The organism is Pontibacillus chungwhensis (assembly GCF_030166655.1).
GTDB lineage: Bacteria > Bacillota > Bacilli > Bacillales > BH030062 > Pontibacillus.
Genome location: NZ_CP126446.1, coordinates 4,064,608 through 4,091,559, shown reverse-complemented (window position 1 = coordinate 4,091,559; position 26,952 = coordinate 4,064,608). Strand labels below are relative to the sequence as shown.

At 41.9% G+C, this 26,952-nt stretch carries 18 protein-coding genes, 1 pseudogene and 1 riboswitch; of the genes and pseudogenes, 11 read left to right on the top strand and 8 right to left on the bottom strand.

What is annotated here, in order from left to right:
• Positions 1-2 precede the first annotated feature (2 nt).
• The gene (locus QNI29_RS20635) at positions 3-1,511 is read right to left on the bottom strand and encodes an esterase/lipase family protein (RefSeq protein ID WP_231419456.1); all 1,509 of its coding nucleotides are present in this window, start codon (positions 1,509-1,511) and stop codon (positions 3-5) included.
• Positions 1,512-1,945: 434 nt separating this feature from the next.
• Between QNI29_RS20635 and QNI29_RS20630 the strand changes: the two genes are divergently transcribed.
• From QNI29_RS20630 to QNI29_RS20620, 3 genes and pseudogenes are all read left to right on the top strand, one after another.
• Positions 1,946-2,227, top strand: coding sequence for a hypothetical protein (locus tag QNI29_RS20630; RefSeq protein ID WP_231419457.1), 282 nt, complete (start codon positions 1,946-1,948; stop codon positions 2,225-2,227).
• A gap of 427 nt (positions 2,228-2,654) precedes the next feature.
• Positions 2,655-3,692 (top strand): annotated as a pseudogene (locus QNI29_RS20625) (DEAD/DEAH box helicase); the annotation flags it as partial.
• A gap of 200 nt (positions 3,693-3,892) precedes the next feature.
• A complete protein-coding gene (locus QNI29_RS20620) occupies positions 3,893-4,327 on the top strand; it encodes a universal stress protein (RefSeq protein WP_231419458.1) in 435 nt (144 codons plus the stop codon).
• 56 nt (positions 4,328-4,383) lie between these two features.
• Here the strand turns inward: QNI29_RS20620 and QNI29_RS20615 are convergent, their stop codons facing one another.
• From QNI29_RS20615 to QNI29_RS20605, 3 genes are all read right to left on the bottom strand, one after another.
• Entirely contained in the window at positions 4,384-4,983 is a 600-nt protein-coding gene (locus tag QNI29_RS20615) for a response regulator transcription factor (RefSeq protein WP_231419459.1), read from the bottom strand.
• Entirely contained in the window at positions 4,980-6,116 is a 1,137-nt protein-coding gene (locus tag QNI29_RS20610) for a sensor histidine kinase (protein ID WP_231419460.1), read from the bottom strand. Before QNI29_RS20610 ends, QNI29_RS20615 begins: the two co-directional genes overlap by 4 nt.
• 147 nt (positions 6,117-6,263) lie before the next feature.
• Positions 6,264-7,316: a Delta(5) desaturase DesA gene (locus QNI29_RS20605; protein ID WP_231419461.1), complete on the bottom strand. Its 1,053-nt coding sequence runs from the start codon at positions 7,314-7,316 to the stop codon at positions 6,264-6,266.
• Positions 7,317-7,600: 284 nt separating this feature from the next.
• Between QNI29_RS20605 and QNI29_RS20600 the strand changes: the two genes are divergently transcribed.
• Complete coding sequence (locus tag QNI29_RS20600) at positions 7,601-8,938, top strand: dipeptidase (protein ID WP_231419462.1); 1,338 nt, start codon at positions 7,601-7,603, stop codon at positions 8,936-8,938.
• A 79-nt stretch (positions 8,939-9,017) separates the two neighbouring features.
• Here the strand turns inward: QNI29_RS20600 and ade are convergent, their stop codons facing one another.
• Positions 9,018-10,757, bottom strand: coding sequence for an adenine deaminase (gene ade, locus QNI29_RS20595; RefSeq protein WP_231419463.1), 1,740 nt, complete (start codon positions 10,755-10,757; stop codon positions 9,018-9,020).
• 94 nt (positions 10,758-10,851) lie between these two features.
• A riboswitch (purine riboswitch) is annotated at positions 10,852-10,953 on the bottom strand.
• A gap of 183 nt (positions 10,954-11,136) precedes the next feature.
• On the opposite strand from ade, the gene QNI29_RS20590 reads away from it, so the two are divergent.
• Positions 11,137-12,330 carry a class I SAM-dependent rRNA methyltransferase gene (locus QNI29_RS20590; protein ID WP_231419559.1) on the top strand — a complete coding sequence of 398 codons (1,194 nt, stop codon included), beginning with the start codon at positions 11,137-11,139 and terminating at the stop codon, positions 12,328-12,330.
• Positions 12,331-12,388: 58 nt separating this feature from the next.
• Here QNI29_RS20590 and QNI29_RS20585 read toward each other — a convergent pair whose 3' ends face one another.
• Complete coding sequence (locus QNI29_RS20585; RefSeq protein WP_231419464.1) at positions 12,389-13,450, bottom strand: NAD(P)/FAD-dependent oxidoreductase; 1,062 nt, start codon at positions 13,448-13,450, stop codon at positions 12,389-12,391.
• A 387-nt stretch (positions 13,451-13,837) separates the two neighbouring features.
• Between QNI29_RS20585 and glgB the strand changes: the two genes are divergently transcribed.
• The 6 genes from glgB (at position 13,838) to QNI29_RS20555 (ending at position 23,933) form a co-directional block, all read left to right on the top strand.
• Positions 13,838-15,733, top strand: a complete 1,896-nt coding sequence (gene glgB, locus QNI29_RS20580) for a 1,4-alpha-glucan branching protein GlgB (RefSeq protein ID WP_231419560.1) — start codon at positions 13,838-13,840, stop codon at positions 15,731-15,733.
• Positions 15,730-16,890: a glucose-1-phosphate adenylyltransferase gene (locus QNI29_RS20575; RefSeq protein WP_231419465.1), complete on the top strand. Its 1,161-nt coding sequence runs from the start codon at positions 15,730-15,732 to the stop codon at positions 16,888-16,890. The genes glgB and QNI29_RS20575 overlap by 4 nt, the downstream gene beginning before the upstream one ends.
• A gap of 15 nt (positions 16,891-16,905) precedes the next feature.
• Positions 16,906-18,012 carry a glucose-1-phosphate adenylyltransferase subunit GlgD gene (glgD, locus tag QNI29_RS20570; RefSeq protein ID WP_231419466.1) on the top strand — a complete coding sequence of 369 codons (1,107 nt, stop codon included), beginning with the start codon at positions 16,906-16,908 and terminating at the stop codon, positions 18,010-18,012.
• A gap of 77 nt (positions 18,013-18,089) precedes the next feature.
• Positions 18,090-19,529 (top strand): glycogen synthase GlgA, encoded by a 1,440-nt coding sequence (glgA, locus tag QNI29_RS20565; protein ID WP_231419467.1) that lies wholly within the window; start codon positions 18,090-18,092, stop codon positions 19,527-19,529.
• A gap of 24 nt (positions 19,530-19,553) precedes the next feature.
• The gene (locus QNI29_RS20560; RefSeq protein ID WP_231419468.1) at positions 19,554-21,995 is read left to right on the top strand and encodes a glycogen/starch/alpha-glucan phosphorylase; all 2,442 of its coding nucleotides are present in this window, start codon (positions 19,554-19,556) and stop codon (positions 21,993-21,995) included.
• Positions 21,996-22,019: 24 nt separating this feature from the next.
• Positions 22,020-23,933 carry a glycoside hydrolase family 13 protein gene (locus QNI29_RS20555; RefSeq protein ID WP_231419469.1) on the top strand — a complete coding sequence of 638 codons (1,914 nt, stop codon included), beginning with the start codon at positions 22,020-22,022 and terminating at the stop codon, positions 23,931-23,933.
• Positions 23,934-24,021: 88 nt separating this feature from the next.
• Here the strand turns inward: QNI29_RS20555 and QNI29_RS20550 are convergent, their stop codons facing one another.
• Entirely contained in the window at positions 24,022-25,083 is a 1,062-nt protein-coding gene (locus QNI29_RS20550) for a DmpA family aminopeptidase (protein ID WP_231419470.1), read from the bottom strand.
• A gap of 433 nt (positions 25,084-25,516) precedes the next feature.
• Positions 25,517-26,671 carry a DUF2515 family protein gene (locus QNI29_RS20545; protein WP_231419471.1) on the bottom strand — a complete coding sequence of 385 codons (1,155 nt, stop codon included), beginning with the start codon at positions 26,669-26,671 and terminating at the stop codon, positions 25,517-25,519.
• Between the last annotated feature and the right edge of the window lie 281 nt (positions 26,672-26,952).

Sequence of the window (26,952 nt, the reverse complement as noted above, 5' to 3'; positions counted from 1 at the left end):
GGTTAATGTCCAAATAATTGCCCTTTTTCATCTACATACACGGATGTAATCGTTGTTCTTTGAAAAGGGGTCTTGTCAATTGTTCCATTTACATTAATCGTCATATTATAGGTGCCTGAACCGAGGTTTGGAAGTCGGAAAGAATCATTCTGTTTATTGGCTTTTACATTTAGATGCTTCAACTGTCCTTTTTTATAATAGGCGATGGTCATATCTGTTTTCACTTTTACGTGTTCGTTCTTTGACTTTATATGAACGGTTCCGTTATTCATTTCAGAAGTAAGGAGGGAATTGAGTGGGCTATCGTAGGTTACGTTGAGTAAATAATGCTCCTGTTGATTGGATAAGGCCCTGATTATCCATTCTCCTGCTTCAGGATCTTGGATTGTAGCGGTATGATGATAGGCGCCTTTTAAATAGGCGGTATCGTCTTTTCTTACTTGAAGGTTGTTGTACGTTTTGCCGCTCGGTGAAATCAAACCAACATTTGACTCAAAATGCTCGCTCATCCAATCAACTGTAATAGACTCTGCCCCTGGTTCTACAAGGATGGGCTCTTCCTTCATTCCTGAATAGATCCCCCCGTGAATGTAGCGGTCCGCATTTTCAGAGAAATTATTCGATTCATTTCCTTCCAGCCCTGCTGCAGCCTGAAAGCTGGCTAAGTAACCAGCGTTTTTGTTCAAGTAGTTCTCAAAAACGGAAAACGTAGATGATCCTTCTTTAATGGTTGTATGATTCCAATCTCCGACTTTAAGTTCTGTTGCGTAGGGAAGTCTTGAACTTTGAACCGTTACGGCGCCGTCATTACTTCCATAAGCCCTTAAATAAAGTCCTCCCCAATAAAGGGAACTGCCAAAGCTTCCCCATTTGGTTCCCCCGAGTGTATAGATCGGCGTGTCCCTTACATTTAAACGTTCATCTGTGACGGATCTGAAATAATCCATATACCCTGTTTGAAGAGAAGAGGTAGCTTCATTTTTACTCCCTAAAATCCCCGCTAGCCATCCAGCCCAACTGCTGTATGCCAAATCAGCTAATTGAGAGCCATAGTGAGGGGTGGAGAGCGTAATGACTCGTTCCACATAAGGATCGGCGCCATAATGGACAAGGGCAGTCTGCGTATCGATGCCCCCTTTGCTATGGGCCACCACAACCACCTTTTCGCCAAAATGGTTATACACCTCTTTAATTTTTTGTGAAAGCAAAGCGCCGTTCTCCCACATATCTTTTGTGGGATAGAGGTCAATAAATGCGGTCTCGTATCCTCTCTGATATGAAATTTCGTCCATATCATTTTGGTCGGTCCATGTAGTCGATGAACTATTCAAGCCGTGGACAAATAAAATCGGGTGTTTAGATGGGAGGGGATCGGAGGGAAGCTCACCGAGCCACCATTCTCCGGGGGTACCTGAGGCTCCCCCTTCTTTAATAGAACCTGCTGTAACAAAGGAGGGTGCTAAAAGAACAAAGGCAATCAAGATGATTAGTACACGTGTCATTTTAATCATGAGCCATCTCCTCTCATTAGATAAACATAACTCATAATATATATGGGTCTAAAAAGGTTTTGTAGCACCCGTTTGATGAAAATGAATGAAAAGAAGTCAAAAGGTTTAGGTATTTGGTAACGTTTTTCCTTAGCTTAGGAGCTCCCTTTCAAGAGTCACCCTTCACTCCTTTCAGAGATTCCTTTGTTCCTTTAACTTTTTTAAGAAAATTCACATGTAGTGAGTCCCTCAAAACTCTGTCGGATGACCGAGACTATACACTTGTGAAGTCGATTCTAGCTAGGATTCCCAATCAAACGACGACAATTATAGTCACGCTGTAAAACCATGCAGTTATTTGAGGAACGATTCAAAAAGGAAAAGAAGAGATTTCGTCCAATTTAATAGGCATAGGAAAAATAAACGCAGGATGAAATTAAAGGAGGAGATGCAAGATGAAGAAAATGGTTTCGATGTTTTGGAGTATGATGTGGGTGTGGAGTTTAGTTTCTGTGATGAAGGTTGCAACGGTTTCCGGAGGTTCCCGTTTTCTTTTAACGATGGAGGAGGTCGCCTCGAAGATTGAATCAGTGTTTGAAAATAAAGGAAGGAAAGAAATTCTTGATGAACGACTGATGAAGTTTTCTTATAAGGCCAAAGAGTATGGGGTGAAGGCCAGGGGAGATCCGAGTAGGAAAACGACGAGTAGATCGTGTATTTGGTCGGGGGTCGGATGAGTCGTGGTAAGAAGCTTAACGTGTTTCATTGCTAGATAGACTTTGCGGTCATGGACCAAGTATGGAAAGTAGATGAAATAGAAAACGAGAGGGAGGGCGGATAGTAGGTTCCTGTGTATATAGACGTCTGCCACTAAAGGGGGAGTAGATCGAATAGATATAAGTTTATGATTGTCCATTCATATAGGAGGGAGGTTGAAAGGGATCTGAAAAGACACTGGGGCGCCGCAGTGTTGTTCATCGGATTATAGAGGTATTGGAGGAGGGGGCGTGGGAGTCGCGCTCTTTTTCCTGTGCGTATGTATGATGGTGTAGAGTTTAGAAAAGGTATAACAGTATCCTGATTGAGTGATACAATAGATGAATATGATAAAAAAAGAAAGAGGATACGCCTTTGAATAGTTTTAACCAATTAAATTTACAAGAAATGAGTATAACCCGATTGAAAGAAATGGGGATTACTACTCCAACACCCATTCAAGATGAAGTCATTCCTTTATTACTCGAAGGGAAGGACGTCATTGCCCAAGCTCAAACCGGGTCAGGGAAAACGTTTGGCTTTTTATTACCACTCCTTGAAAGAATCGACGTGAAGAATCCTGCCATACAGGCACTTATAGTGGCGCCTACAAGAGAGTTGGCGCTTCAGCTTACAGCCGAGTTAGAGAGGCTTTCTGAAGAAGTGAATGTGCTTGCTGTCTACGGAGGAAAGGATGTACAACAGCAAGTAAAAAAACTAGATAAAACACAAGTGGTCATTGGAACACCAGGACGCTTGTTGGATCATATGCGCCGAGAGACCATTGATCTGTCGAATGTATCCTTCCTTGTGTTGGATGAGGCAGATCAAATGCTTCATTTCGGCTTCTTTGAAGATGTTGAAACGATTGTTCGCCAAACACCAACCCATAAACAGATGGCTCTGTTTTCAGCGACTCTCCCATCTGATATTAATAAATTAGCCTATAAATTTATGCGAGATCCCAAACAAGTTCGAATTCAAGAAAAAGGACGGACGGTAGAAGAAATCGAACAGTTTGTGATTGAGACGACGGATCGTAAGAAGCAAGAAGCCTTGCGTAAAGTGATTAAAGAAACACAGCCCTTCCTTGGCATTGTATTCTGTCGAACGAAAAGAAGGGTAAGTAAACTCTATGAAGATTTAAAAGCAATGGGCTATCAAGTGGATGAACTGCACGGAGACCTATCCCAAAAGAAACGCGAAAAAGTGATGGAGCAGTTTCGAGAAGCTAAGGTTCAATTGTTAGTAGCGACAGACGTAGCATCACGTGGCTTAGACGTAGAGGGGGTCACGCATGTCTACAATTACGATATCCCTCAGGATGTAGACAGTTATATCCACCGAATTGGCAGAACGGGCCGTGCAGGTGATGATGGGGTTGCCATTACATTTGTAGCACCGAAAGATCAACAAATGTTTGCAGCGATTGAAAAAGGCATTGGAAAACGATTAAAGATTAAACACGTCTAATTATGGTGGAATAGAAACGTTCAGGGGGATCTCCCTGAACGTTTTTTCTCTTTTAGCATACTCTGAGGGCTTCTTATTGCCTCATACCTAAATCATTTACTCTGAACAATCTGATAAAATATGTTAAAATAAGAGTATAAACACACACTCTATGACAAAGGAGAGGGTTGATCATGCGTAAGAAAATCCTCGTAGCATATGATGGTAGTGAAATGAGTAAACAGGCATTACAAGAGGCAAAAAGCCAAGCCGCCGACGCGCCGGATGCTGAAATACATGTTGTTTCAGTCGTGCGAACATCAGGACCTTTCACCAATGCCCAAATGTCTAAAAGTATCGGGAACGAATTAGCCGAACAATACCGAACCGATATGAAGCGCCTTAAAGAGGAAATGAAAGAAGAAGGTGTAGAGGTTATCACGGATGTCATTGTTGGACAAGTTGAGAAAAACGCAGGAAACCGTATTTGTGATTATGCGAAAGAGCGTAATATGGACTTAATTATCGTAGGGAATCGTGGATTTGGTAACGTGAAGAAGATGATTCTTGGAAGTGTAAGTAATAACATCGTTCAGCACGCAACTTGTCCTGTGCTCGTCATGAAATAAGTGTGGAATGAATCGGATTAAGAAAAGGCCTCTCCTAGTCATAGGAGGGGCCTTTTCTATTTGAACCAACCTTTTTCCTTAAAACGAGAGATCGCTTCAATACGATTGCTCACTTCTAACTTATCTAAAATGACAGAAATATAGTTACGTACCGTACCTGGTGTAATATACAGTTCACTTGAAATATCTTTAGTGTTCTTGCCATCGGCCATAAGTTGCATCACTTGCTTTTCTCGTTCGGTCAGTGGATTTTCATTTCCGTAAGCAAGGTCAATAAGTTCGGGGGCGAAGATTCTTTGGCCGTCCATAATCCTTCTAATGGATGTAGCCAGTTCTTCACTAGGACTATCTTTTAATAGGTAGCCGCTCACCCTTGCTTTTTGTGCTCTTTCAAAATAACCTGCTCGAGCAAAAGTCGTGAGAATAATAATCTTACAAGATTCATCTCTCAGTTCCTCTGCAGCGTCCAAACCCGTTTTAACGGGCATCTCAATATCCATAATGCACACATCCGGCTTCTGCTCCCGAACAAGTCTGCAGGCCTCTTCTCCATTGTTGGCCTGACCTACCACTTCCATACCATCTTCAAGATCTAACAACGCTCCAAGCGCTCCGAGCATCATGCGCTGGTCTTCTGCAATGACAATTCGTATCACATCGATCCCTCCTCTTCTGTTTTGTGAGCAACGTTTGGAACCCGTATGGTAAGTGTCGTGCCGTTGGTGCCGTCGATCTCTAATGAGCCATTAACAAATTCCAACCGCTCTTTCATCCCTTGAAGGCCGTGACCTTTTAGCGAATCAATTTTATCAGAGATTCCAACACCATCGTCCTGTACTTCAATTACAACGTCTTCATTTGATTGGTGTATGGATACGTGGCATTTAGAAGCCTGGCTATGCTTAACAATATTCGTAGCCGCTTCTTTTAAAGACATGCTAAGCACGTTTTCAACTAATAATGGGGTGTGCGAAAGCTCAGGGTTTCCTTCAAACGAAAAGGTCATTTCGGCCGCTTCAATAATTTGCTGAACACGAAAAATTTCGTCATCAAGCTTAGATCCTCTCATATTTGAGACCATTTCACGTACTTCTTTTAGAGCGGTTCTTGCCGTTTGGTTAATATCTTGAATTTCTTTAACAGCATTGTCCGGCTTTACACGGATCAGTTTCCCTGCCAGGTCACTTTTAAGCCCTATGAGAGAAAGTTTTTGGCCAAGTGTATCATGAAGATCTCTTGCAATTCGTTCTCTTTCCTCAATGACCATTAGCTGTGAAATTCGTTCATTTGCATCTTCTAATTGCCCCTCAAGTTTCTGTTGTTGATTCCGGTATCGAATAGTAAAAGGGAGTAAAATAACTCCTATAATCGTGATAATAATAAAAGGGAGCTGAGGGAACAAAGACTCGTTTTGAGCGATATAAACCGTTGTGGCAGCAGCTAACGTTGTAGTGAGGTGGACAATATATAAAGAAAGAAATCCTCCTTTATGTTGGATATTCCCGATAAAGAATGCCAGGAATAAAGAGAAGTACACGTAACCAAACAATAAAGTCATAATGAGACTAATAACAATTTCTATACTCACCCACACATAGGCGAATCCACTTTCAGAGTTGAAGGATCGCAAATAGGCCACGAAGAACAAGGCGATCATCAGAAACCCGAATAGTATCTCTGCCATAGAAGAAGATCTGAATATAAAGAAGAAGGGAAGAAGGCAAAAGATAATCCATACATATGTACTAAGCCCTGTATTCTTTGGGATGATGTGAAACCAGTTTTGCATAACAGATGGACCTCCTTTCTCGATTTAATCTGGGAGTGATTCAAGCATATCTCACCTCCCTTTCTCTTGTCACGAACGGCTGTCTATATAGAAGCAAGAAACCCAGATAAAAAAGATCCCAACCAATGAGGCAGGGATCTTGGTTTCTTATTTTTCTTGTAAACTAGGGCGTTTTCGACCAAGTAAAGGTTCTTTTGCCTCTTTGATGCGTGACTTTGCTTCTCTAAAGCTAACAAACCCTTTATTCTCTGTATCATAAAGGCGGAAGCGGATAGACTCAAGGCTCGTTTTGAGTGTAATCGTTGTCGCATGCTCGAGTGGCGGTGTAGCATCATGAGCTTTCTCTAAATTGTAATTAGGAACTCTCGGACTTAAGTGATGAACATGGTGGAACCCAATGTTACCAGAAATCCATTGCAAGACTTTTGGAAGTTTGTAATAAGAACTCCCGTCAACGGCTGCTCTCACAAAATCCCACTCACTATCCTCTTCATAATAGGAGTCCTCAAACTGGTGCTGCACATAGAATAACCATATGCCAAGGAAACCAGATACATAAAGAATAGGAAGGTTGATGATGAGAAAAGCTTGCCAGCCTATTGCCCAAATCATAACAGAATAGAGAATAACAATCGCAACGTTGGTCACATACGTGTTCATACGCTCTTTTTTCTTTGCTCCCTTACGATTGAAGCGGTTTGAAATCAGGAATAAATAAAGGGGCCCAAGTCCAAACATCACTAGAGGATTACGATATAAACGATAGGCTAATCGTTCTTTAAACGATGCTTCTTTATATTCTTCTATTGTGAGTACCCAGATATCGCCCGTGCCTCGTTTATCCAGGTTTCCACTCGTAGCATGGTGAATATTGTGATCTCGTTTCCATTTCTCAAATGGAAACAGCGTAATAATACCAGCTATGGTCCCTATAATACGATTTGCTTTTTTGTTTTTTAAGAAAGATTGGTGTGTGCAGTCGTGAAAAATAATGAAGATACGTATGACGAATCCACCGGCTACCATAGCGAGTGGAATGGCTGCCCATACGGAGATCGAAAGGCTAAGGTATGCAAGATACCAAACTATAATAAACGGAACAAATGTGTTAATTATCTGTTTAATACCAGCGTTTGTATCGGGCTTTGCGAAAGCCGCAACACTCTTTTTTAATTCTTGTTGTTGTTTTTTGTGGTCCATATGATAACTCCTTCAGGAAAGCTTATTGAATGAACTGTTCTTATAATCATAAAGGAACAGTAAACGCTTTATAAGACATAAACGTCAGGTGGGATATATGACATTTATCATGGGTCGTCTTCCTATATAACCCAATTTATAATAGGGTTTGTATAATGTTTTAAATCATGCACATTTCTAAGGATTAGATGACAAAAGTTTCGACGGATCAGGCTATTCAATTAAGGAGAAGGAGTCGATTTCTTGTTATAATAGGAAAACAACCTTTTTAAGGAGGACGTACAATGGAACATAATCAACGTTACATAAATGAACTGAGTGAGTTTCTTAAGATCCCAAGCATTTCATCTATGCCTGAACATAAAGAGGATGTACAGAAGGCAGCCGAATGGTTAAAGGATTCACTGGACCAAGCAGGAATTGAGAATCTGGAGGTTATTCAAACAGAGGGTCACCCTATTGTTTATGGGGACTGGCTTCATGCTGAAGGAAAGCCTACGGTTTTAATCTATGGACACTATGATGTTCAGCCGGCTTCCCCGGAGGAACTTTGGGAAACTCCTGCATTTGAGCCAACGATACGGGATGATAAGCTCTATGCCAGAGGGGCAACGGATGACAAAGGTCAGTTGTACATTCATGTGAAAGCGGTAGAAAAGCTTATGCAGGAAAATGGTGAGCTCCCCGTCAATGTGAAGTTCTGTATTGAGGGAGAAGAAGAAATGGCCAGTCCCAATCTACCCCCGTTTATTGAACAGAATCAGGAGAAATTAGCGGCAGATGCCGTATTAATTTCGGATACCTCCTTTATTCAAAAAGGACAGCCTGCCATTTGTACTTCGCTTCGAGGAGCTCTTGCGATGGAACTACACTTGAAGACGGCTAATACCGACCTTCACTCCGGTGTATATGGAGGCGGCGTACCGAATGCGATTCATGGTCTTGTTGATCTATTGAATTCTCTTCACGACAATAAAGGAAAAGTAGCAGTAGAAGGGTTTTATAAAGGTGTCGAGCAACCTACTGAGGAATTAAGAGAAGAAGTAGCTTCCATTCCATTTGATGAAGAAGGAACGAAGAAAGAGTTAGGGTTAGAAGCGTTTTATGGAGAAGATGGATTTACGTTCCAAGAGCGCACTGGCATTCGACCAACCCTTGAGATCAACGGTTTAGCGGGCGGGTTTCATGAAGAAGGATTCAAAACCATTGTACCAAGTGAAGCTCATGCGAAAATAAGCTGCCGTCTTGTAGGGGAACAAGACCCAGAAGAGGTATATGAAGCCCTGTTACATCATTTAGATGCTAACAAACCATTTGGTGCGACACTTGAAACAAAGAAGCTTATTACAGCCAAACCAGTGTCCCTTAACTCTCAGAATCCAATGATTCAAAAGGCCGCCGCAGCTTATGAGAAGGTTTATGGAGTCGCGCCTCTATTTCCAAAAGAAGGCGGGTCTATTCCCATTGTAGAGGTCTTCTCAAGAGTATTACGCTCGCCTGTTGTAATGATGGGCTTTGGTTTGCCATCAGAAAATTTACATGCTCCAAACGAGCATTTACACTTAGAGAATTTTACAAAAGGCATTGAGACGGTAACGGATTACTTAAAGTCTTTATCTTAATAAAGAAAGGCTCTTTCTGAAGTATGTTTTCAGAAAGAGCCTTTTTTATGAAAATAGAGGGTGCTCCAGCGGTAACGCTTTAAGAGGGCTGGGGGTGTGCAAATTGAACTGGGATGTGCTGCCCTGTCTCTACATCAAATAACCCCATATCCGTCATCTTTAACGCGGGAATAACGGGTAACGTTAAGAAAGACAATGTTAAGAATGGGTTGAAATGGCCTTGGAATCCAATCGTTTGAAGGGATTGCTTCATTTCCTTTAAGGATTTATAAACACTCTCTGATGCTTCTGTAGACATGAGTCCACCTATAGTTAAACGTAAAGAAGATTCAACTTTCCCGTCCTTTACGACAACCAGCCCACCATTTATGTCTTGTAAAGAGTGAATGGCAGTTAGAAGGTCTTCGTCATTGGTACCGACGGCTACGATATTGTGTGAGTCATGCGCGATAGTGGTAGCAATGGCTCCAGATGATAGGTTGAACCCTTTTACGATCCCTGTCCCGATATGGCCCGTTCCGTGATGCCGTTCTACAACGACCACTTTCAGTAAGTCCCTTTCTGTTGATGGCTCAAAAGAATGATTGACGGTATTCACGTTTGTACGTAATTTACGTGTCACTAAATTATTTGGAATGATCTCGATGACATTGGCGAACTCAGCAGAGTTTATCGGAATTTGCAGGTGCTGACCTGATAGGTCTGGCACAGTAACACTCTGTGTTAACTGTTGAGCTAAGAGAGTGGAAGGTTTTTCTTGTGACTCCTGAACAATAACCCGTTTTCCGTTTTTATATACATCAGATATCGTGATGGTAGTTAAGTCGTCTAGTAAAACAAAGTCAGCTTTATAACCTGGTGCAATAGCTCCTTTATTGGACAATCCGTAACATTGTGCTGCGTTTAATGTAGCCATCTGTATAGCTTGAAGCGGATCAATTCCGTGTTGGATGGCTAAGCGTATGTTGTGATCAATGCTTCCTTCATCGAGCAAATCATCGATATGTTTATCATCGGTACAAAAGAGAAAGCGGTGCGCGTTGTTTGGGGTGACGGCTTGGATAAGGTTGGAGAGGTCCTTAGAGACCGATCCTTCTCGAATCATGACATACATCCCTCTTTTCACTCGTTCGAGTGCTTCTTCTCTAGTCTTGCATTCATGGTCGGTATCGATTCCAGCTGCCCGGTATACATTAATCGCGTTTGTATCTAACCCGGCGAGGTGCCCGTCTATTTTCATCGATTTCTGCATGGTTAATTTATCAAGGAGGTCAGAAGCTGATTGCTGTAAAGAAGGATAATCCATCACTTCTGCTAGCCCTAAGACACGTGGATGTTTTAAGTAAGGGCGAAGGTCCTCTGCTAACAGCGTAGCTCCGGCATGTTCGAAAGGAGTCGCGGGGACACAGGAAGGGAGCATCATATAGGCATCTAATGTGAGATTCTCTGAATCTTTAATCATAAAGTCTAACCCTTCTGTTCCAGCCACATTTGCGATTTCGTGGGGGTCGGTGATGACGGAAGTGACCCCATGAGGCAGCACCACTTTCTCAAATTCGGAGGGGGGTAACATAGAGGATTCAATATGCACATGTCCATCAATGAAACCTGGACAGATGTATTTACCTTCTGCATCCACTACCTCTTTACCTTTATAATCTCCGATCCCAACAATGAGTCCATCTGTAATCGCCACATCCTCTTCGAAGATTTCTAAGTTAAATACATCTACAATGCGGGCGTTCTTTATAACGAGATCAGCGACCTGTTGGTGATGAGCTGTTTGAATTCGATTGGTGATCGTTTCTTTATGTGTCATTGTTTTGCCTCCTCAATAGTCATGCCTTACAGAATGAAATAAAAAAACTCTAGCTTAGGCTAGAGTTTGACAGAGAAAGCATTAGAAGTGGATACACGTATCTAATGTCTCTCGTAGTCAAACCATTTACGGTAGTTTGGTAGAAACTTATGGACCTTATCTCCAAGATTATACGAAAGTTCTAAATTCGGTATTAAGTTAAGCTATATTCTAGTAAACGTGCTGTATGTTTGTCAACGGGAATTGTGCGGATGTGACGTGAACTGTACCCATTCCCTCCTTCTTCTGATAAGATGGGAAACATCGGTATGAAACGGCTGTAAGAGCGTCATAATTTTAATAAGCTAGGTTCAGGACTTCTAGCAGATTGGGTGAGATGATGAAGAACGAAATAAAAGTAAAAGTGAGAAACGACTATGCAAAGAAGATGAAAGACGGTTTTCCTTTAATTGAAAAGGAAGCTCTGATCAATGCTGATATCCTAAGCGAGGAAGGACAAACGCTTCATTTGATTGATGAACGTGGTCGTTTTATAGGAAGAGGTTATTATGGCGAGCAAAATAAAGGGTATGGCTGGGTCGTAACGCGCCAACAGGATGAATCAATGGACCAATCGTTCTTTGAGAAGAAAATTGGTACGGCCCTTCAAAAGCGAAGCGGCTTCTTTAAAGATGAGTCCACGACAGCCTTTCGTATATTTAACGGTGAAGGGGATGGCATTGGTGGCCTGACGATTGATTACTACGAAGCCTTTTATGTCTTAAGCTGGTATAGTGAAGGCATTTATGCTTTCAAAAACCAAATCCTGAAGGCTCTTCAGAATCTTGTGGAGTATAAGGGAATTTATGAGAAAAAACGTTTTAATACAGGTGGAAAATATATCGACGATGATGATTTCGTTACAGGGGAGCGCGGAGAATTTCCGATGTTGGTGAAGGAAAATGGCGTTCAGTTCTCGGTTCATTTGAATGAAGGTCCAATGACCGGGGTATTCTTAGATCAACGGGACGTACGTAAAGCCATCCGTGATCGCTATGCAGAAGGAAAAACGGTACTAAATACGTTCTCTTACACAGGTGCTTTTTCTGTTTTTGCGGCTCTTGGAGGGGCTCAAAAGACGACGAGCGTTGACTTAGCGAATAGAAGTTATCCAAAGACTGTTGAGCAGTTTAGCATTAATGGAATTGATTACGAAGCTCATGATATTAAAGTGATGGATGTATTCGAGTACTTTAAATATGCGGTAAAAAAGCAGCTAACGTTTGACCTTGTTGTGTTGGATCCTCCAAGTTTCGCCCGTTCAAAGAAGCATCGCTTCAGTGCTGCAAAAGATTACAAGGACCTACTCAAACAAGCCATTGCTATTACAGAAAAAAATGGCGTAATCATCGCATCCACAAATTATAGTGGCTATGGAATGGGCAAGTTTAAAGGGTTCGTTGAAAAGGCCTTTAAAGAAACCGGCCATCGCTACAAAATCGAAGAACAATATACACTGCCGTCAGATTTTGTGACGACGAAAGAATATAAAGCCGGAGATTACTTGAAGGTCGTGTTTATTAAGAAATTATAAGTAAAAAGGGTTCTATACAAAAACGCTTAGAGTGTACCTATCACACTCTAAGCGTTTTTTAGTGTCTTCTATGGAGCCACAGAACTCCAGACTTTGCAAGACGAGGCAATAGACCAGTCACTGGTTTTTGCATCATGTTTCCAAATCCATCTGATTTCCCTAAGGAACCAAGAGACCCTTTTAGTTTTATTTCTTTTGGCTTATCTGGTTCATTTCCGTTATAGAGAGCTAACAAAATGGCAGCAATGTGCTCCCCTTGCTGTCCGGCTAATTGGCCGCTTGGAGAATAATCGGATGAAGCACAGTCCCCGACGACGTACACATTAGGTTGTTCCGGTACCTGATAGTAATCGTTGATAATGACTTTTTCTTGTTGGTCTTTTTTAAAAGGTAAGGCACGTACCAGATGATTAGGTCTAACCCCTGCCGTCCAGATCGTCACATCATTCATAAAGCAGATGCCGTTGTTACAAACGCCATCACGCTCGACGTATTCTACATTTGCATGGTGAATCACTTCTACATCATTTCGTTTAAACCAATCTTCTACGTACTCTTGAATTTTAGGGTCAAAAGGACGAAGGACGGTCTCCCCACGGTCTAATAGTCGAATGTTTAAATCGGGACGGCTTTCACGGATTTCAGAGGCTACCTCAATTCCGCTTAGTCCTGCTCCGACCACTGCAACTTTCCCGTGTGCATGTAGGTTTCCTACTTCAAATCCTGCTGTTCGAGCTTTCTTAAACGTTTGGACACTTTGTGTATATTCAGGAGCTCCTTGAACTCCATGATAGTTATCCTCGCATCCTAGTCCAATGACAAGGTCATCATAAGGAACAGGTTCAGCATGTTCCCGCACTACGATTTTCTGATTCTGCACATCGATCTCCATAACCTCTCCAAATACATAATCAACTTGATCATGTTCTGGGAAGTCAATCCGAACTTCTTTATCTGCTTTTGTTCCCGCCGCTATGGCGTAAAATTCAGTTTTCAGGGAGTGATAAGGGTTGCGGTCTACCATTGTAATATGGACGTCCTTTGGCAAACCACCTTCGAGTAAATCTTGAAGGATTTTTAACCCACCATAGCCGCCCCCGACTATGACTAATCTTTTCATAACGAAACACCACCAATTCGTATTCACTACTATCCTACTAGAAAACGCTTTCCCCTTTAAAGGGTATCAAAAACGAAAAAGGAAGACTACAAAAAGTATCAGAAAATTGAAATGTAACTGTAATATTTTATTAGAAGGAAGAATAGAGGGAGCTAAATTACATAGGTGAAGTGAATTCTGATAAGAATTAATAGCATTTCTATTAATAGTGATAAAAATAAACATTTTTCGACAAAACTTTCAGAAATTTTTAATAAATATCAATTGTAATGGTCTTGGGTGAATTCTATAATAACAATAAGCATAGATTGTAAGATGTTTTACAAATACAAAATCCTCTTACACGGAGAGAAAAGGGTGAGTGGTAGTTTGGTCACTTCGACAGCTATGGATCACGATATCTATTTGTTTCACCAGGGAAATCTACGTTATGCCTATCAATTGTTAGGTGCTCATATAGAGCAACAAAATGGGCAAGACGGAGTACGGTTTACCGTTTGGGCACCACATGCTAGAGAAGTTAACGTAGTCGGGACATTTAATGAATGGGATGGACGACAACACCCTATGGAAAAGCTGAATGAAAATGGACTGTGGTCTACCTTCATTCCTGATTTACCACCAGGCACCGTTTATAAATATGAAATTCTAACGCCTCACGGCCATTTACAATTGAAAGCAGACCCCTATGCTTTCTCAAGCGAGTTACGCCCCAATACAGCTTCTGTTTTATACCCATTAGATCGTTATGACTGGAACGATCAAGTATGGATGGATGAACGAAACAATACCAATCTCTATGAATCACCTATATCGATTTACGAGCTTCATCTCGGATCTTGGAAAAATATTGAGCCTGAAGTGTTTTATACATATCGGGAGTATGCAGACATGGTGATCCCTTATGTGAAGGAATTAGGTTACACGCATATTGAGCTCCTTCCCATAACGGAACACCCTTTTGACCGATCTTGGGGATATCAGGCTACAGGCTATTTTGCTGTAACGTCACGTTATGGTACTCCTGATGACTTTAAATATTTTGTGGACCAGTGTCATCAGAATGGGCTTGGGGTCATCCTGGATTGGGTTCCGGGCCATTTCTGTAAGGACCAGCATGGCTTACGCAGGTTCGACGGGGAGCCTTTGTATGAATATGAAGACCCTCTAAAAGCTGAAAAATCGCAATGGGGAACGTTAACGTTTGATTTTGGACGTAACGAAGTTCAAAGCTTCCTCATTTCGAACGCGATCTACTGGTTAAAGGAATATCATTTAGACGGTCTTCGCGTAGATGCGGTGGCTAGTATGCTTTATCTAAGCTTTGGTAAAGAAGAGGGCGAATGGGAGCCAAATGAATATGGGGGAAGTGAAAATCTTGAAGCCGTTTCATTTATTAAGAAGATGAATGAGGCCATTTTTGAAGAGACCCCTAATGTTCTAATGATGGCGGAAGAGTCAACTTCCTGGCCTTTAGTCAGTGCACCGACCTATGTAGGAGGTCTTGGGTTTAATTATAAATGGAATATGGGCTGGATGAACGACATGTTGAAATACATGGAGATGGATCCTATTCACAGAAAGTATCACCATAACTTAATTACGTTTTCCTTGTTTTATGCTTTCTCAGAGAACTTTGTGTTGCCGATTTCTCATGACGAAGTGGTTCATGGCAAGAAATCGTTGCTCAATAAAATGCCCGGGGACTACTGGCAGAAGTTCGCTAACTTACGGGCGTTCTTAGCTTATATGTATGCGCACCCTGGTAAGAAACTATTATTTATGGGGGCGGAATTCGGTCAATTCGATGAATGGAAAGACCTTGAAGATCTTGATTGGGAGTTGCTGAACTTTGATGCCCATGCCTCTGTTCAAACCTACATGAGCCAACTTCATAAACTCTATAAAGATCACCCTGCATTATGGGAACTTGATCATAAGGAAGATGGGTTTGAATGGGTAGATCCAAACAATTACGAGCAAAGTGTTGTCTCATTTATTCGTAAAGGTCGTTCAAGTGAGGATCAAATCGTTGTGATCTGTAATTTTACGCCGGTAGTGTACCACGATTATAAAGTAGGCGTTCCGGCATCTGGGATGTATGAAGAGGTATTCTCAAGTGATGATGTCCGTTTTGGTGGGTCAGGTCAATTAAACGGCACTACCCTCGAAACGATTTCCATACCATGGCAGGGTCAAGATCAACATGTCTCGATGACCATTCCGCCACTTGGAGTAAGCTTCTTGAAGAGAACTTCTTTACTAAAGGAGGACAAGTCATGAAAAACAAAGAATGTGTAGCGATGTTGTTAGCAGGTGGTCAGGGAACAAGGTTAAAATCTCTTACAAAAGATTTGGCGAAACCGGCTGTCTTTTTCGGAGGAAAGTACCGAATTATTGATTTCCCTCTCAGTAATTGTACGAACTCAGGCATTGATACGGTTGGAGTGTTGACACAATACGAACCACTCGTCTTGAACCATTACCTCGGAATTGGATCGTCATGGGATCTCGATAGGAAATATGGCGGTGTATCTGTATTACCTCCTTATATGCAAGCGGAAGGTGGAGGGTGGTATACAGGAACTGCTAATGCGATTTATCGCAACTTAAAATTCCTGCACCAATACGACCCAGAACATGTGTTGATTCTGTCAGGCGATCACATTTATACAATGGATTATTCGTTGATGCTTGATTACCACAAAGAACAGGACGCAGATGCTACCATTTCGGTCATTGAAGTCCCTTGGGAAGAAGCAAGTCGATTTGGAATTATGAATACCAAAGAGAACGGGGACATCATTGAGTTTGATGAGAAACCTGCATACCCTATGAGCAACTTAGCTTCTATGGGAGTTTATATATTCAAGTGGGACGTGTTGAAAACGTATTTGACGAACGACGATGCGAAGTCAGATTCCTCTCATGACTTCGGAAAAGATATCATTCCCGCTTTACTTGAAGATGAGAAGAAGTTAAAAGCTTATACGTTTGAAGGATATTGGAAAGACGTGGGGACAGTCGATAGTTTGTGGGAAGCCAATATGGATTTATTAAAAGAGACACCTGATTTGGATTTGAATAATTCTGCTTGGCGAATCTATTCAAAGAATCCGAACCAGCCGGCTCAGTACCTCTCTTCAACGGCATCGGTCCGAAACGCACTGATTAATGAAGGGTGCCGAATTCATGGAACAGTCGATACATCTATATTGTTCTACGGTGTTCATGTAGGTGAAGGAGCGATGGTTAAGGATTCCGTTATTATGCCAAACGTTAAGATTGGTCGTAATGTACAGATTCACCGCGCTATTATTTCTGAGGGAAGCATTATTGAGGATAATTGTGTGATCGGGGACAAAGCGCCAGGTAGTGAAATTACCCTTGTTGCTGAAGAAGGCAGCGTTATGGCAAATAGTTATGCAACGACTCACTAAGTAGGGGGAAATGAAATGGATCGTATAGCAGGTATTATTAATTTAGATCATGAACAGGATATGCTGAATGAATTGACTTATTTCCGCTGTGGGGCAGCCGTTCCATTTGGTGGACGTTACCGCATGATTGATTTTGCTGTTTCAAACATGACGAACTCACGCATTGAATCCATTGCGGTGTTCGCTCGCCGGAAATATCGTTCATTAATGGACCATCTCGAACAAGGGAAGGCGTGGGATCTGGACCGAAAGCGGGGAGGCTTATTCATCCTTCCTCCGGATTGGAATGATCCAACAGATATTTCAAAAGGGGATCTCCAGCATTTTCATAACAATATTGACTTTATTCGCAGAACGTCTGCGGATTATATACTCGTTTCTGGTTCACAGCACATTTGCAATATAGATTTTCAAGAGGTCTTGAAAGAACATAAGGAAACAAAAGCTGATGTTACGGTCATTTATAAACGTGTGTCTGAGATGCTCCCGGAGTATCAGCTTGCGCAGAAGTTAGATATTGAGGGGAATCAACGAGTAGAAGCCATTCATAACGAGCATCACAATCCTAACGTCTATATGGAAATGTTTCTGATTAAGAAAAGCCTGCTGCACGATTTAGTTGAGAAAGCCATTGCTCATGGTCACTCTCACTTTTTCCGCGATGCCATTAAAGATCGCTTACCAGCCATTCATATTCATGCCTACGAATATAAGGGTGCCCATGCTCTTGTGAATTCAGTAGAGAGCTACTATCGCAACAGTACGAATCTATTAAAGTCAGAAGAACATGACCGTTTATTTAAGGAAGAAGCTCCTATATTAACGAAAGTGAAGAATGAAGCGCCGTCCAAGTATATGCAAGGGTCAGATGTAAAGAACACCCTAGTAGCTAATGGGTGCGTCGTCGAAGGCCATGTAGAGGATAGTATTCTTTTTAGGGGCGTTAAGGTCGGGAAAGGTGCTGTCATTAAGAACTCTGTCATTATGCAAAGGTGTGATATTGCAGAGGGAGCTGTGTTAGAGAATGTTATCCTGGATAAGGATTGTACGATCTCTGAAGGGAAGACACTTATCGGAGCACCAGAAAAGCCGTTTGTCGTAGCAAAGCGTAAAACCATGTAGGAAAAGGCGGGGCTGCCTAAACTCCATTTTGGCAGTCCTTTTATTATTTTCTATATCTTATAAGAGGAGTGATCGACGTGAACGTATTGATGATTGGTTCTGAGTGCACACCCTTTATTAAATCTGGGGGACTAGCTGATGTGTTAGGGTCTTTGCCTCTTGCGTTAAAAGACCAGGGAGCTGACGTTCGAGTAGTCTTACCTAAATATCAGGAAATGAAAGAAGAATGGAAAGATCAGTTAACCCTTATCGATACCCTAACTATCCAGTTGGGATGGAGGCAGCAATATGCAGGGGTTGAATACTTAGAATACGAAGGAATTCCGGTTTACTTTTTGGATAATGAATATTATTTCAAAAGGTCTAATCTTTATGGCTATGAGGATGAAGCGGAGCGTTTTGTCTTCTTTAATCGTGCAGTGATGGAAATGGTGCGAATACTTGACTGGAAGCCAGAAATTCTCCATTGCCACGATTGGCAATCGGGCTTGATTCCACTCTTCCTTCACACCCACTATAAAGATGATCCTGTATTTGAAGGTATGAAAACAGTTTTCACGATCCATAATCTTAAGTATCAAGGTATATTCCCGCAATCGGTACTTCATGATTTAATGGATCTTGATGAACGTTTCATGACTGTGGATGGCATTGAATTCTTCGGAAACATTAGCTTTATGAAAGGGGCTTTAAATTTCGCGGATACCATCACAACGGTTAGTGAAACTTACGCAAGAGAGATTCAAACACCTTATTATGGGGAAAACCTAGATGAAGTACTTCGCAAACATTCTCACCGACTTACTGGCATTGTCAATGGCATTAACCTCCAAGACTATAACCCTATGAAAGATGAATCACTCGCTTTCCCGTATCGTAGTTCGTTAATCAAGAAAGCTCAAAATAAAATGTGGCTTCAAGAGAAGCTTGGTCTGCCTGTTGATCAGACGATACCGATGATTGGTATTGTTTCACGACTGGTTGAGCAAAAAGGATTTGACCTCATCGGCAGGATCTTAGATGACCTATTGGGTCAAGAAGACGTTCAAATTGTGTTATTAGGAACCGGTGAACAGTATTATGAACAAATGTTCCAGTGGTTTGAGCACAAGTATCCAGACAAGATCTCAGCCAACATCACGTTCAGTGAAGAGCTGTCACGACAAGTGTATGCCGGGAGTGATCTATTCCTGATGCCATCAAGGTTCGAGCCTTGTGGTATTGGACAATTGTTAGCTCTTCGTTACTTGACGGTTCCGATTGTGAGGGAAACGGGTGGTCTTGTGGATACCGTTCATCCTTTTGATGAGGCAACAGGCGAAGGGAATGGATTCAGCTTCACGAACTTTAACGCTCACGATATGTTATTTACGATTCGCCGTGCCATTGACATTTATCATGACCAAGCAACGTGGAAACAGCTTATTAAGAACGTCATGAAAAGCCAATATTCCTGGGAGAACTCTGCGAAACAATATATGGACTTATATCAATCGATGCTAAAAATTTACGCATAAAGCATCAGAATGGAGGATCCCAGTATGTTCAGCAGTAAAGAAGAGTTTAAAGAAGCATTTGCTAAGAATCTAGAATCCGAAACCGGTAAAACGATTGAACAGGCAACCGAACAAGATGCTTATCACGTATTGAGTCAAATGGTGCGTGGAAGACTCGTTCAGAAATGGAAAGAAACCGAGCAATCCTATCAAGCAGCAGGTAAGAAACAAGTCTATTATTTCTCTATGGAGTTCCTGATGGGGCGCTTATTAGGGAATAATCTATTAAATATGGGAGCATTAAATGTAGTAGAAGAAGGGCTTATAGACCTTGGTCTTACGTTGCCGATTCTTGAAGAGTCTGAGGCAGATGCGGGTCTTGGTAATGGAGGACTTGGTCGATTGGCAGCTTGTTTTCTGGATTCTTTAGCTTCTCTTGGTTTAGCTGGACATGGAGTTGGACTCCGATATCGTAATGGGATGTTTACGCAGCGGTTCGTCAACGGTTATCAGGTTGAACTGCCTGATCATTGGCTAGAAGACGGCTATGCATGGGAAGTAAGGCGCGAAGAGGAAGCGATAGAAGTGTCATTTGGTGGAGAAATTGAATCAGTTGAAGACAAAAATGGAGATCTCCATTTCACTTATAAAAACAGTCAAAGAGTACGAGCGGTTCCTTATGACATTCCTGTTGTAGGGGATCAGGAAAAAGCCGTAAATACACTTCGGTTGTGGAGTGCTGAGCCAACAGAAGAAGATTTATTGGCCAAGGCTCAAATTGAACAGGCGTATGGAAATTATATAGGGCACCAGCGTCATTTAGAAGAGATTACGTCATTTCTGTACCCGGATGACTCGAATGAAGAAGGCAAGAAACTTAGGTTAAAGCAAGAGTATTTCCTTGTATCAGCTGGTTTACAAAATATCGTTCAAAAGTATAAGGATTTGGACCTTCCTTGGTCTGATTTTTCAAAAAGGATCGCGCTGCATATTAATGATACTCATCCTGCTTTAATTGTACCTGAATTGATGAGGATTCTTATGGACGTGGAGGGATTAGGATGGGAAGAGGCATGGACGATTACGCAGTCCTCCGTTTCTTATACCAATCATACAACTCTTAGCGAAGCGCTTGAGACCTGGCCGGTTGAGGTCATACGCACATTATTGCCGCGAATCTTTATGATTATTGAAGAGATTAATGAACGTTTCTGTCAATCCTTATGGGAGCAAGACCCCGGTGACTTCGATCGAATTGCCAAGCTCGCAATCATTGCAGATGGGAACGTAAAGATGGCCCATTTATCCATTGTGGGAAGCCATAGCGTGAATGGGGTCGCAAGACTTCATACTGAGATCTTAAAGAATCGTGAGATGAAGCATTTTTACGAGGCTTTTCCAGAACGGTTTAATAATAAAACAAACGGGATTACGCACCGCAGATGGCTGCTCCATGCGAACCCTTCACTAGCAGAATTGATTACAAATACAGTAGGGGAAGAGTGGAAACGTGAGCCCCGCTTGATGAAGCAGCTACTCTCGTATCGAGAAGATGGCGCATTCTTAGATGAACTGCATCACATCAAACAACATAATAAGGAAAATCTGGCTCAGTGGATTGAGAAGGATCACGGAATCTCAATTGATCCGAATTCCATTTTCGATGTTCATATAAAACGACTTCATGGATACAAGCGTCAATTACTCAATGCTCTTCATATTATGCATCTGTATAATGAGTTAAAAGCAAATCCAGGAATAGATATGACGCCACGGACGTTTATCTTTGGGGCCAAGGCTGCTCCTGGTTATTATTTCGCTAAGAAAGTTATAAAGTTAATCAATACGATTGCAGAAGTCGTGAATCAGGACCCTGTTACGAAAGATACGATTAAAGTTGTTTTCATGGAAGATTATTCGGTGTCATTAGCTGAGAAAATTATACCAGCAACAAATGTGAGTGAGCAGATTTCTACGGCCAGTAAAGAGGCTTCTGGAACCGGAAACATGAAACTTATGATGAATGGAGCTATTACGCTTGGTACGATGGACGGCGCTAATGTTGAAATTCATGAAGAGGTTGGGAACGATGCCATTTACACGTTTGGCTTAAGTTCTGAAGAAGTGCTCAGTTATTATCATACAGGGGCGTATGATGCGAAGGAAATGTACGAAGGGGATCAGCGGATTCGACGTGTGGTCGATCAGCTATTTCACTATAGCCCATTTTCAAAAGGGGACACAACATTTCATGAGCTTTATCATGCTCTTGTTACAAACAATGACGAGTATTTTCTGTTAAAAGATTTTAACAGCTATGTAGAGGCCCAAAAAGAGATCAGTCATGATTATGCTAACAGGCGGAAGTGGAATGAAATGAGTTTAATGAACATAGCCCATTCTGGTAGATTTTCAAGTGATTATACAATTGAAAATTATGCAAATGAAATTTGGAACATGAGTGGAGCTAAACTGTTAAACGGCTAGGTTTTTTGGGGGAGGGGAATCCAGATGAAACATTTAGATATATTTCATAATAGTTTCGATTCATCCTATCGTGACCCATTTGGGGCAGCACCAAAATCCTCACAGGTTAAGTTGAGTATTGATGTGCATCATCGCCAACACGTCACACGCGTACACCTTCACTATATCTTTGACAAAACGAACGAAGAACATATTAAAGAAATGGATCTATACACGGAAGAACATCAATACAGTGGATATGAAGTTATGATTACAATGCCAGAGGAGCCACAGCTTGTCTGGTACTTCTTTGAAATTGAGACGGAAGATCGCTCCCTCTATTATGGATGTAAGAATCCAGAAGAAAGCGGAGAGGGAAAGGTATACGATGTGGATCCACTCTCGTGGCAAATAACCGTTTACGATCCCGCTTATCATACTCCCCATTGGTGGAAGAACGCAACGATGTATCAAATCTTTCCAGACCGGTTTCATGCTTCGGGTGGGGTTGATCTAAAGAAGGCTCCTAAAACAAGTCTAGTTCATGCTCATTGGTCAAACGATCCGTTCTATATCAGGAATGAGCGTGGAGAGGTGGTCAGATGGGATTTCTTTGGTGGAAATCTTCAGGGCATTATCGAAAAACTCGATTATATCCAGTCACTTGGTGTAACGGTAATTTACCTGAATCCGATTTTTGAAGCGGAGAGTAACCACCGTTATGATACGGGTGACTACCATAAGGTTGATCCTCTGTTAGGCACGAAAGAAGACTTTGAGGAACTGATTACTCAAGCTAAGTCCCGTGGAATTGAAATCATGCTAGATGGTGTGTTCAGCCATACAGGTAGTAACAGCATTTACTTTAATCAAAAAGGAACCTACAACTCAGTGGGAGCCTATCAATCAAAAGAGTCCCCTTACTTTTCCTGGTACACCTTTCATCAGTATCCGGATGAATACGATGCCTGGTGGGGTGTGGGAACGTTACCAACAGTAAATAAAGAAGATGAAAGTTATCAGCAGTTTCTTGTTCATGACGAGAATAGCGTTATTAAGAACTGGCAACGCTCGGGGATGAATCATTGGCGGCTGGATGTAGCGGATGAGTTAACCGATGACCTAATCCGTATGATTTATAAGGAGTTAAAAAACCATGAGCCTGACAGCGTTCTGCTAGGAGAGGTGTGGGAAGATGCTTCAAATAAAACCGCTTATGGGAAACGCAGAGATTATTTCCTCGGAGGAGTTTTAGACTCTGTCATGAATTATCCTTTGCGGGCCCTTATGCTTGATTTTATACGTGGAGACATAGATGCCTTTACCTTGCATACTCGTCTTGTCACATTGCGAGAACATTACCCTAAGGAATATTTCTATGCGGTCATGAACATGCTCTCAAGCCACGATGTAGAACGCATCAAAACGTTACTAGATGAGGCATTACCGACCCATTCAAAAGATGAGAGGGAATCGATTGTTTCTGAACAACTTAAAGCATTAAGTTTATGGATGTATACGTTCCCGGGAATCCCTTCTCTCTATTATGGAGACGAAGCAGGTGTAACAGGAGGAGAGGACCCTGATAACCGGAAGCCCTATCCATGGGGCAAAGAGGATCAAACCCTTCTGAACTGGTACAAAATGCTAGGATCTATGAGACAGGAACACCAGGCTCTTCGAACAGGAAGCTGGATTTCACATGCTGCGGATTCAGATGTCTATACGTTTGTTCGATCTATAGAAAATGGGGTGGATGAATTCGGAGCGGAAGTAGCAGATGAACAGATGATGTTTGTGTTTAATCGAAACGTACGTGAAACAAAAGATATCACCCTTAAAGCTCAAAAGGGACGATGGCAAAACATCATTGAAAAATCGGTTTATAAAACACAAGATGGAACATTATCCTTTGTTCTTTCCCCAAGTGAATGCATGCTGCTACGGCGGTTGCATTAAAAAATAGTTTAATAAATATGGAAAAACGACCAGAAGGGCAACCTGGTCGTTTTTTTAATTTCTAAGCCGCTAATAGGCCATTCACCTCTTACGTAAGAGAAAGGCCATGTTCTTCAATCGCTTCGATAAGAGACATGGCGATCCGTCCATCACGTAATGGGACTGATTCGGCTGTCACAAGAGCGTTCAATATAGCTTCTTCTGTAGCTTCCCCAACAGCTCGAAAAGCCGCATTTAAGTCCTCTTCGTGAACAGAGGGAATCGATAAGAGGGTAGTTGGTTTATAATGTGGAATTTTAGTAGCTGTTGAGAAGCCGATCGCAATATCGCCACTACCATGAGAGATCGTTGATCCTGTTCTGGCTAGCCCGGTGCTTGTACGCTTAATCATTCTGTTCAACTGACGCTCTGTAACAGGAAGATCTGTAGCGACGATCATCATAATAGAGCCCCTGTCTGGTTCATCATTTTGGTCCATCTTTTCTTTCAAGGATTGTCCCACACGAGATCCGTTTATCATAAGGTCTTCCATTTGCCCGAAATTAGCCAAAACGAGCACACCTATTGTATATGTATCATGATCGAGGTGAATAAGACGAGAAGACGACCCAATCCCCCCTTTTAACCCGTAACAGACCATCCCACGCCCTGCCCCAACAGCCCCTTCTTCAAATTGAGTTGATGATTCCTCAATCGCTTCTAAGACATCTTCTTTTGAAACAGAAGCGTTCCGAATAGAGTTAATGAGCATATCATTGCATTCCCCCACCACAGGATTAACAGTACCTGTCGTTTCTCCAATATCGTGGTTATGCTCAAGTATGTATTCAATAAGACCTTTCGTCACTGTACCAACGCTTAATGTGTTCGTTAGAAGAATGGGTGTTTCAAGGGTGCCAAGTTCATTTAACTGAACCGTCCCTAGAGTCTTTCCAAACCCATTTAACACATGAGAAGAAGCAATCACCTTCTCTTGAAATGTATTCCCCTGATGAGGCACAACAGCCGTTACCCCCGTCTGTGCCCCCTCATGTGCAATAGTACAATGCCCGACCCTTACACCCGAAACATCCGTAATCCTATTCTTTACACCAGTTTCCAACCGACCAATCCGTACCCCATAGTCCCGCAACCTCTTTTGACGATTCAAAGCATCACTTCCTTTTCCCTTTTCCCTACCCATTCGTTGTATCCATTTAGAATACCTTTAATTCTATACTCCCCTAGTAGTCAGTAGTTGAAGTCCCTGCAACAAGGAGGCTGCTCCAAAGATTATGCGTTTTCCGTTCATCTAATATAGCAAAGGCGGGCCTGGAAACTGCGAGACTCCCGTGGGCAGAAGAGCCAGTCTAGTTCCAGCGTGGAGGACCTAGCGCGATAAGTCATCTTTTTTCCAAAGGCTAAACGCCTTCTCCAAAAAGCTGCCTTATCCGTACGGTCCTAGGCACCACGCTTGCACATTTCAATCTAGGTTGAGACCCCGGAGGCCGGCATAGCCGGCTGAGGAGGCTCACCAGCTCCCCACAGGAAAGCGAGTGGTTTCCAGGCCCGCCTTACACTCAATTCCGGTCAACGGAAACATCCTAGTCTTGGCGATGAAAGATGATTTGTTTAGCTGCTACGGCAAGCTCAATCTTCGTAAGCGCTTCGCAATGATCTTCGGTCATATTCTCACGCTGAGAAGAAGGCAAACCATGTAAGAGAGAAGCATCATCCCACTTCGTAAACCAGTCCTCAGGAGAAGGTGGATGATGCTCAATTATTTCCCAGGCTATGTTCAGTGGAGGACTATAGACTCGAGCGGCTCCCTTCCGCAACTGACACCGTTCAAGTTTCAGTGAGAGCTTGCCAGGAGGTGATTCTCGAATTGTGTGGAAGAGATGAGGCCAGTAATCTTTTCGTGACCCTGTATGAGGATGTTGATCAGCCCATTGTTTAATCGACTGTAACCGTTTTGGGTCAGAGAATAATGTGACATAAAGTTTCTTTCCGAATTCAATACGGTTCGATAAGGAAGCAAATTGGTGAACGGTGAGACCAGTGAAGTCAGCACGATTGAATTTCTTGCTCTTCGAATAAGGGAATAAAATCTGGGTCAGCCCGAGCCACTCTTGTACTTTAAAATCTAGTGTATCTAAAACCGCTTGTTTAAAGAATTTGTTATGAATGACTCTTTTCTCTATATAATGCTGTTCGTTAATAATGAGGGCGGTGGATAGAGTAGTTCGGTCCTGGTGCGTAGAGAAGTGATTCCAAACAGGTTCCATAAAACGGGATACTTGAAAAGCCGGGAGTAAGTGGTATAAAGATAGATTGTGCTTTAGGCTGTAGTGGTAAAGGAGAAGTTGAGGGTAAGCGTCTTGGAAAATTAACCAATTGGCACGTTCTAGTAATCGGAAATAATTGCGTTGTTCCTTCTCTGAAAGGAGTTTCGATAACCACTCGCCTTTTAAATCGGTCATATTCCATCCGCTATTCCTCGAGACCAAATGAGCCAACAATGCCCATTCAATCTCTGGGTACGTATTGTAGAAAGATAAGTAAGCATTTGTTCTTGTTATATTCGTTTCATTGTGAACCTTGGTGGCTTTCGTAATCTTATTTACAATGGATTGTTCAAATACGGATAACGTTGAATCAGAATAGGGCAGCAGATCTTCTTTTAACGTTTTGGATTTAAGGACACTGACCAGCTCATCAGTTGTAGGATTGGATTGTTTTTTCCATGATGAAAACAAAGAGATCTCCTCCTAGAAACATGTACTATTCCATATGTATGGGCTAATTTTGTAATCATGCTAAAAAGGAATATATGGTCCAAATCTACCAGAATATAGTCTAAAGTAGGATTGACACTGTTATTATGTTTTGGTTTAATATGGATAACTTTATAGCTTCGTTCCACCTTGGTAATAGATTTCACCTATATTACTACTTTTTCTTCCACTTTTATGCAAGCGTTTGCATTTTCTTCAAGCCACTTTTCTATTCTTTTTAAATAGGCAGTAGACTCACAATT

What these genes read in the sequence shown, in the direction of transcription:
- QNI29_RS20635 (WP_231419456.1), bottom strand. Translation starts at nt 1,511, where the DNA reads ATGATTAAAATGACACGTGTACTAATCATCTTGATTGCCTTTGTTCTT.
- QNI29_RS20630 (WP_231419457.1), top strand. Translation starts at nt 1,946, where the DNA reads ATGAAGAAAATGGTTTCGATGTTTTGGAGTATGATGTGGGTGTGGAGT.
- QNI29_RS20620 (WP_231419458.1), top strand. Translation starts at nt 3,893, where the DNA reads ATGCGTAAGAAAATCCTCGTAGCATATGATGGTAGTGAAATGAGTAAA.
- QNI29_RS20610 (WP_231419460.1), bottom strand. Translation starts at nt 6,116, where the DNA reads ATGCAAAACTGGTTTCACATCATCCCAAAGAATACAGGGCTTAGTACA.
- QNI29_RS20605 (WP_231419461.1), bottom strand. Translation starts at nt 7,316, where the DNA reads ATGGACCACAAAAAACAACAACAAGAATTAAAAAAGAGTGTTGCGGCT.
- QNI29_RS20600 (WP_231419462.1), top strand. Translation starts at nt 7,601, where the DNA reads ATGGAACATAATCAACGTTACATAAATGAACTGAGTGAGTTTCTTAAG.
- ade (WP_231419463.1), bottom strand. Translation starts at nt 10,757, where the DNA reads ATGACACATAAAGAAACGATCACCAATCGAATTCAAACAGCTCATCAC.
- QNI29_RS20590 (WP_231419559.1), top strand. Translation starts at nt 11,137, where the DNA reads ATGAAGAACGAAATAAAAGTAAAAGTGAGAAACGACTATGCAAAGAAG.
- QNI29_RS20585 (WP_231419464.1), bottom strand. Translation starts at nt 13,450, where the DNA reads ATGAAAAGATTAGTCATAGTCGGGGGCGGCTATGGTGGGTTAAAAATC.
- glgB (WP_231419560.1), top strand. Translation starts at nt 13,838, where the DNA reads ATGGATCACGATATCTATTTGTTTCACCAGGGAAATCTACGTTATGCC.
- QNI29_RS20575 (WP_231419465.1), top strand. Translation starts at nt 15,730, where the DNA reads ATGAAAAACAAAGAATGTGTAGCGATGTTGTTAGCAGGTGGTCAGGGA.
- glgD (WP_231419466.1), top strand. Translation starts at nt 16,906, where the DNA reads ATGGATCGTATAGCAGGTATTATTAATTTAGATCATGAACAGGATATG.
- QNI29_RS20560 (WP_231419468.1), top strand. Translation starts at nt 19,554, where the DNA reads ATGTTCAGCAGTAAAGAAGAGTTTAAAGAAGCATTTGCTAAGAATCTA.
- QNI29_RS20555 (WP_231419469.1), top strand. Translation starts at nt 22,020, where the DNA reads ATGAAACATTTAGATATATTTCATAATAGTTTCGATTCATCCTATCGT.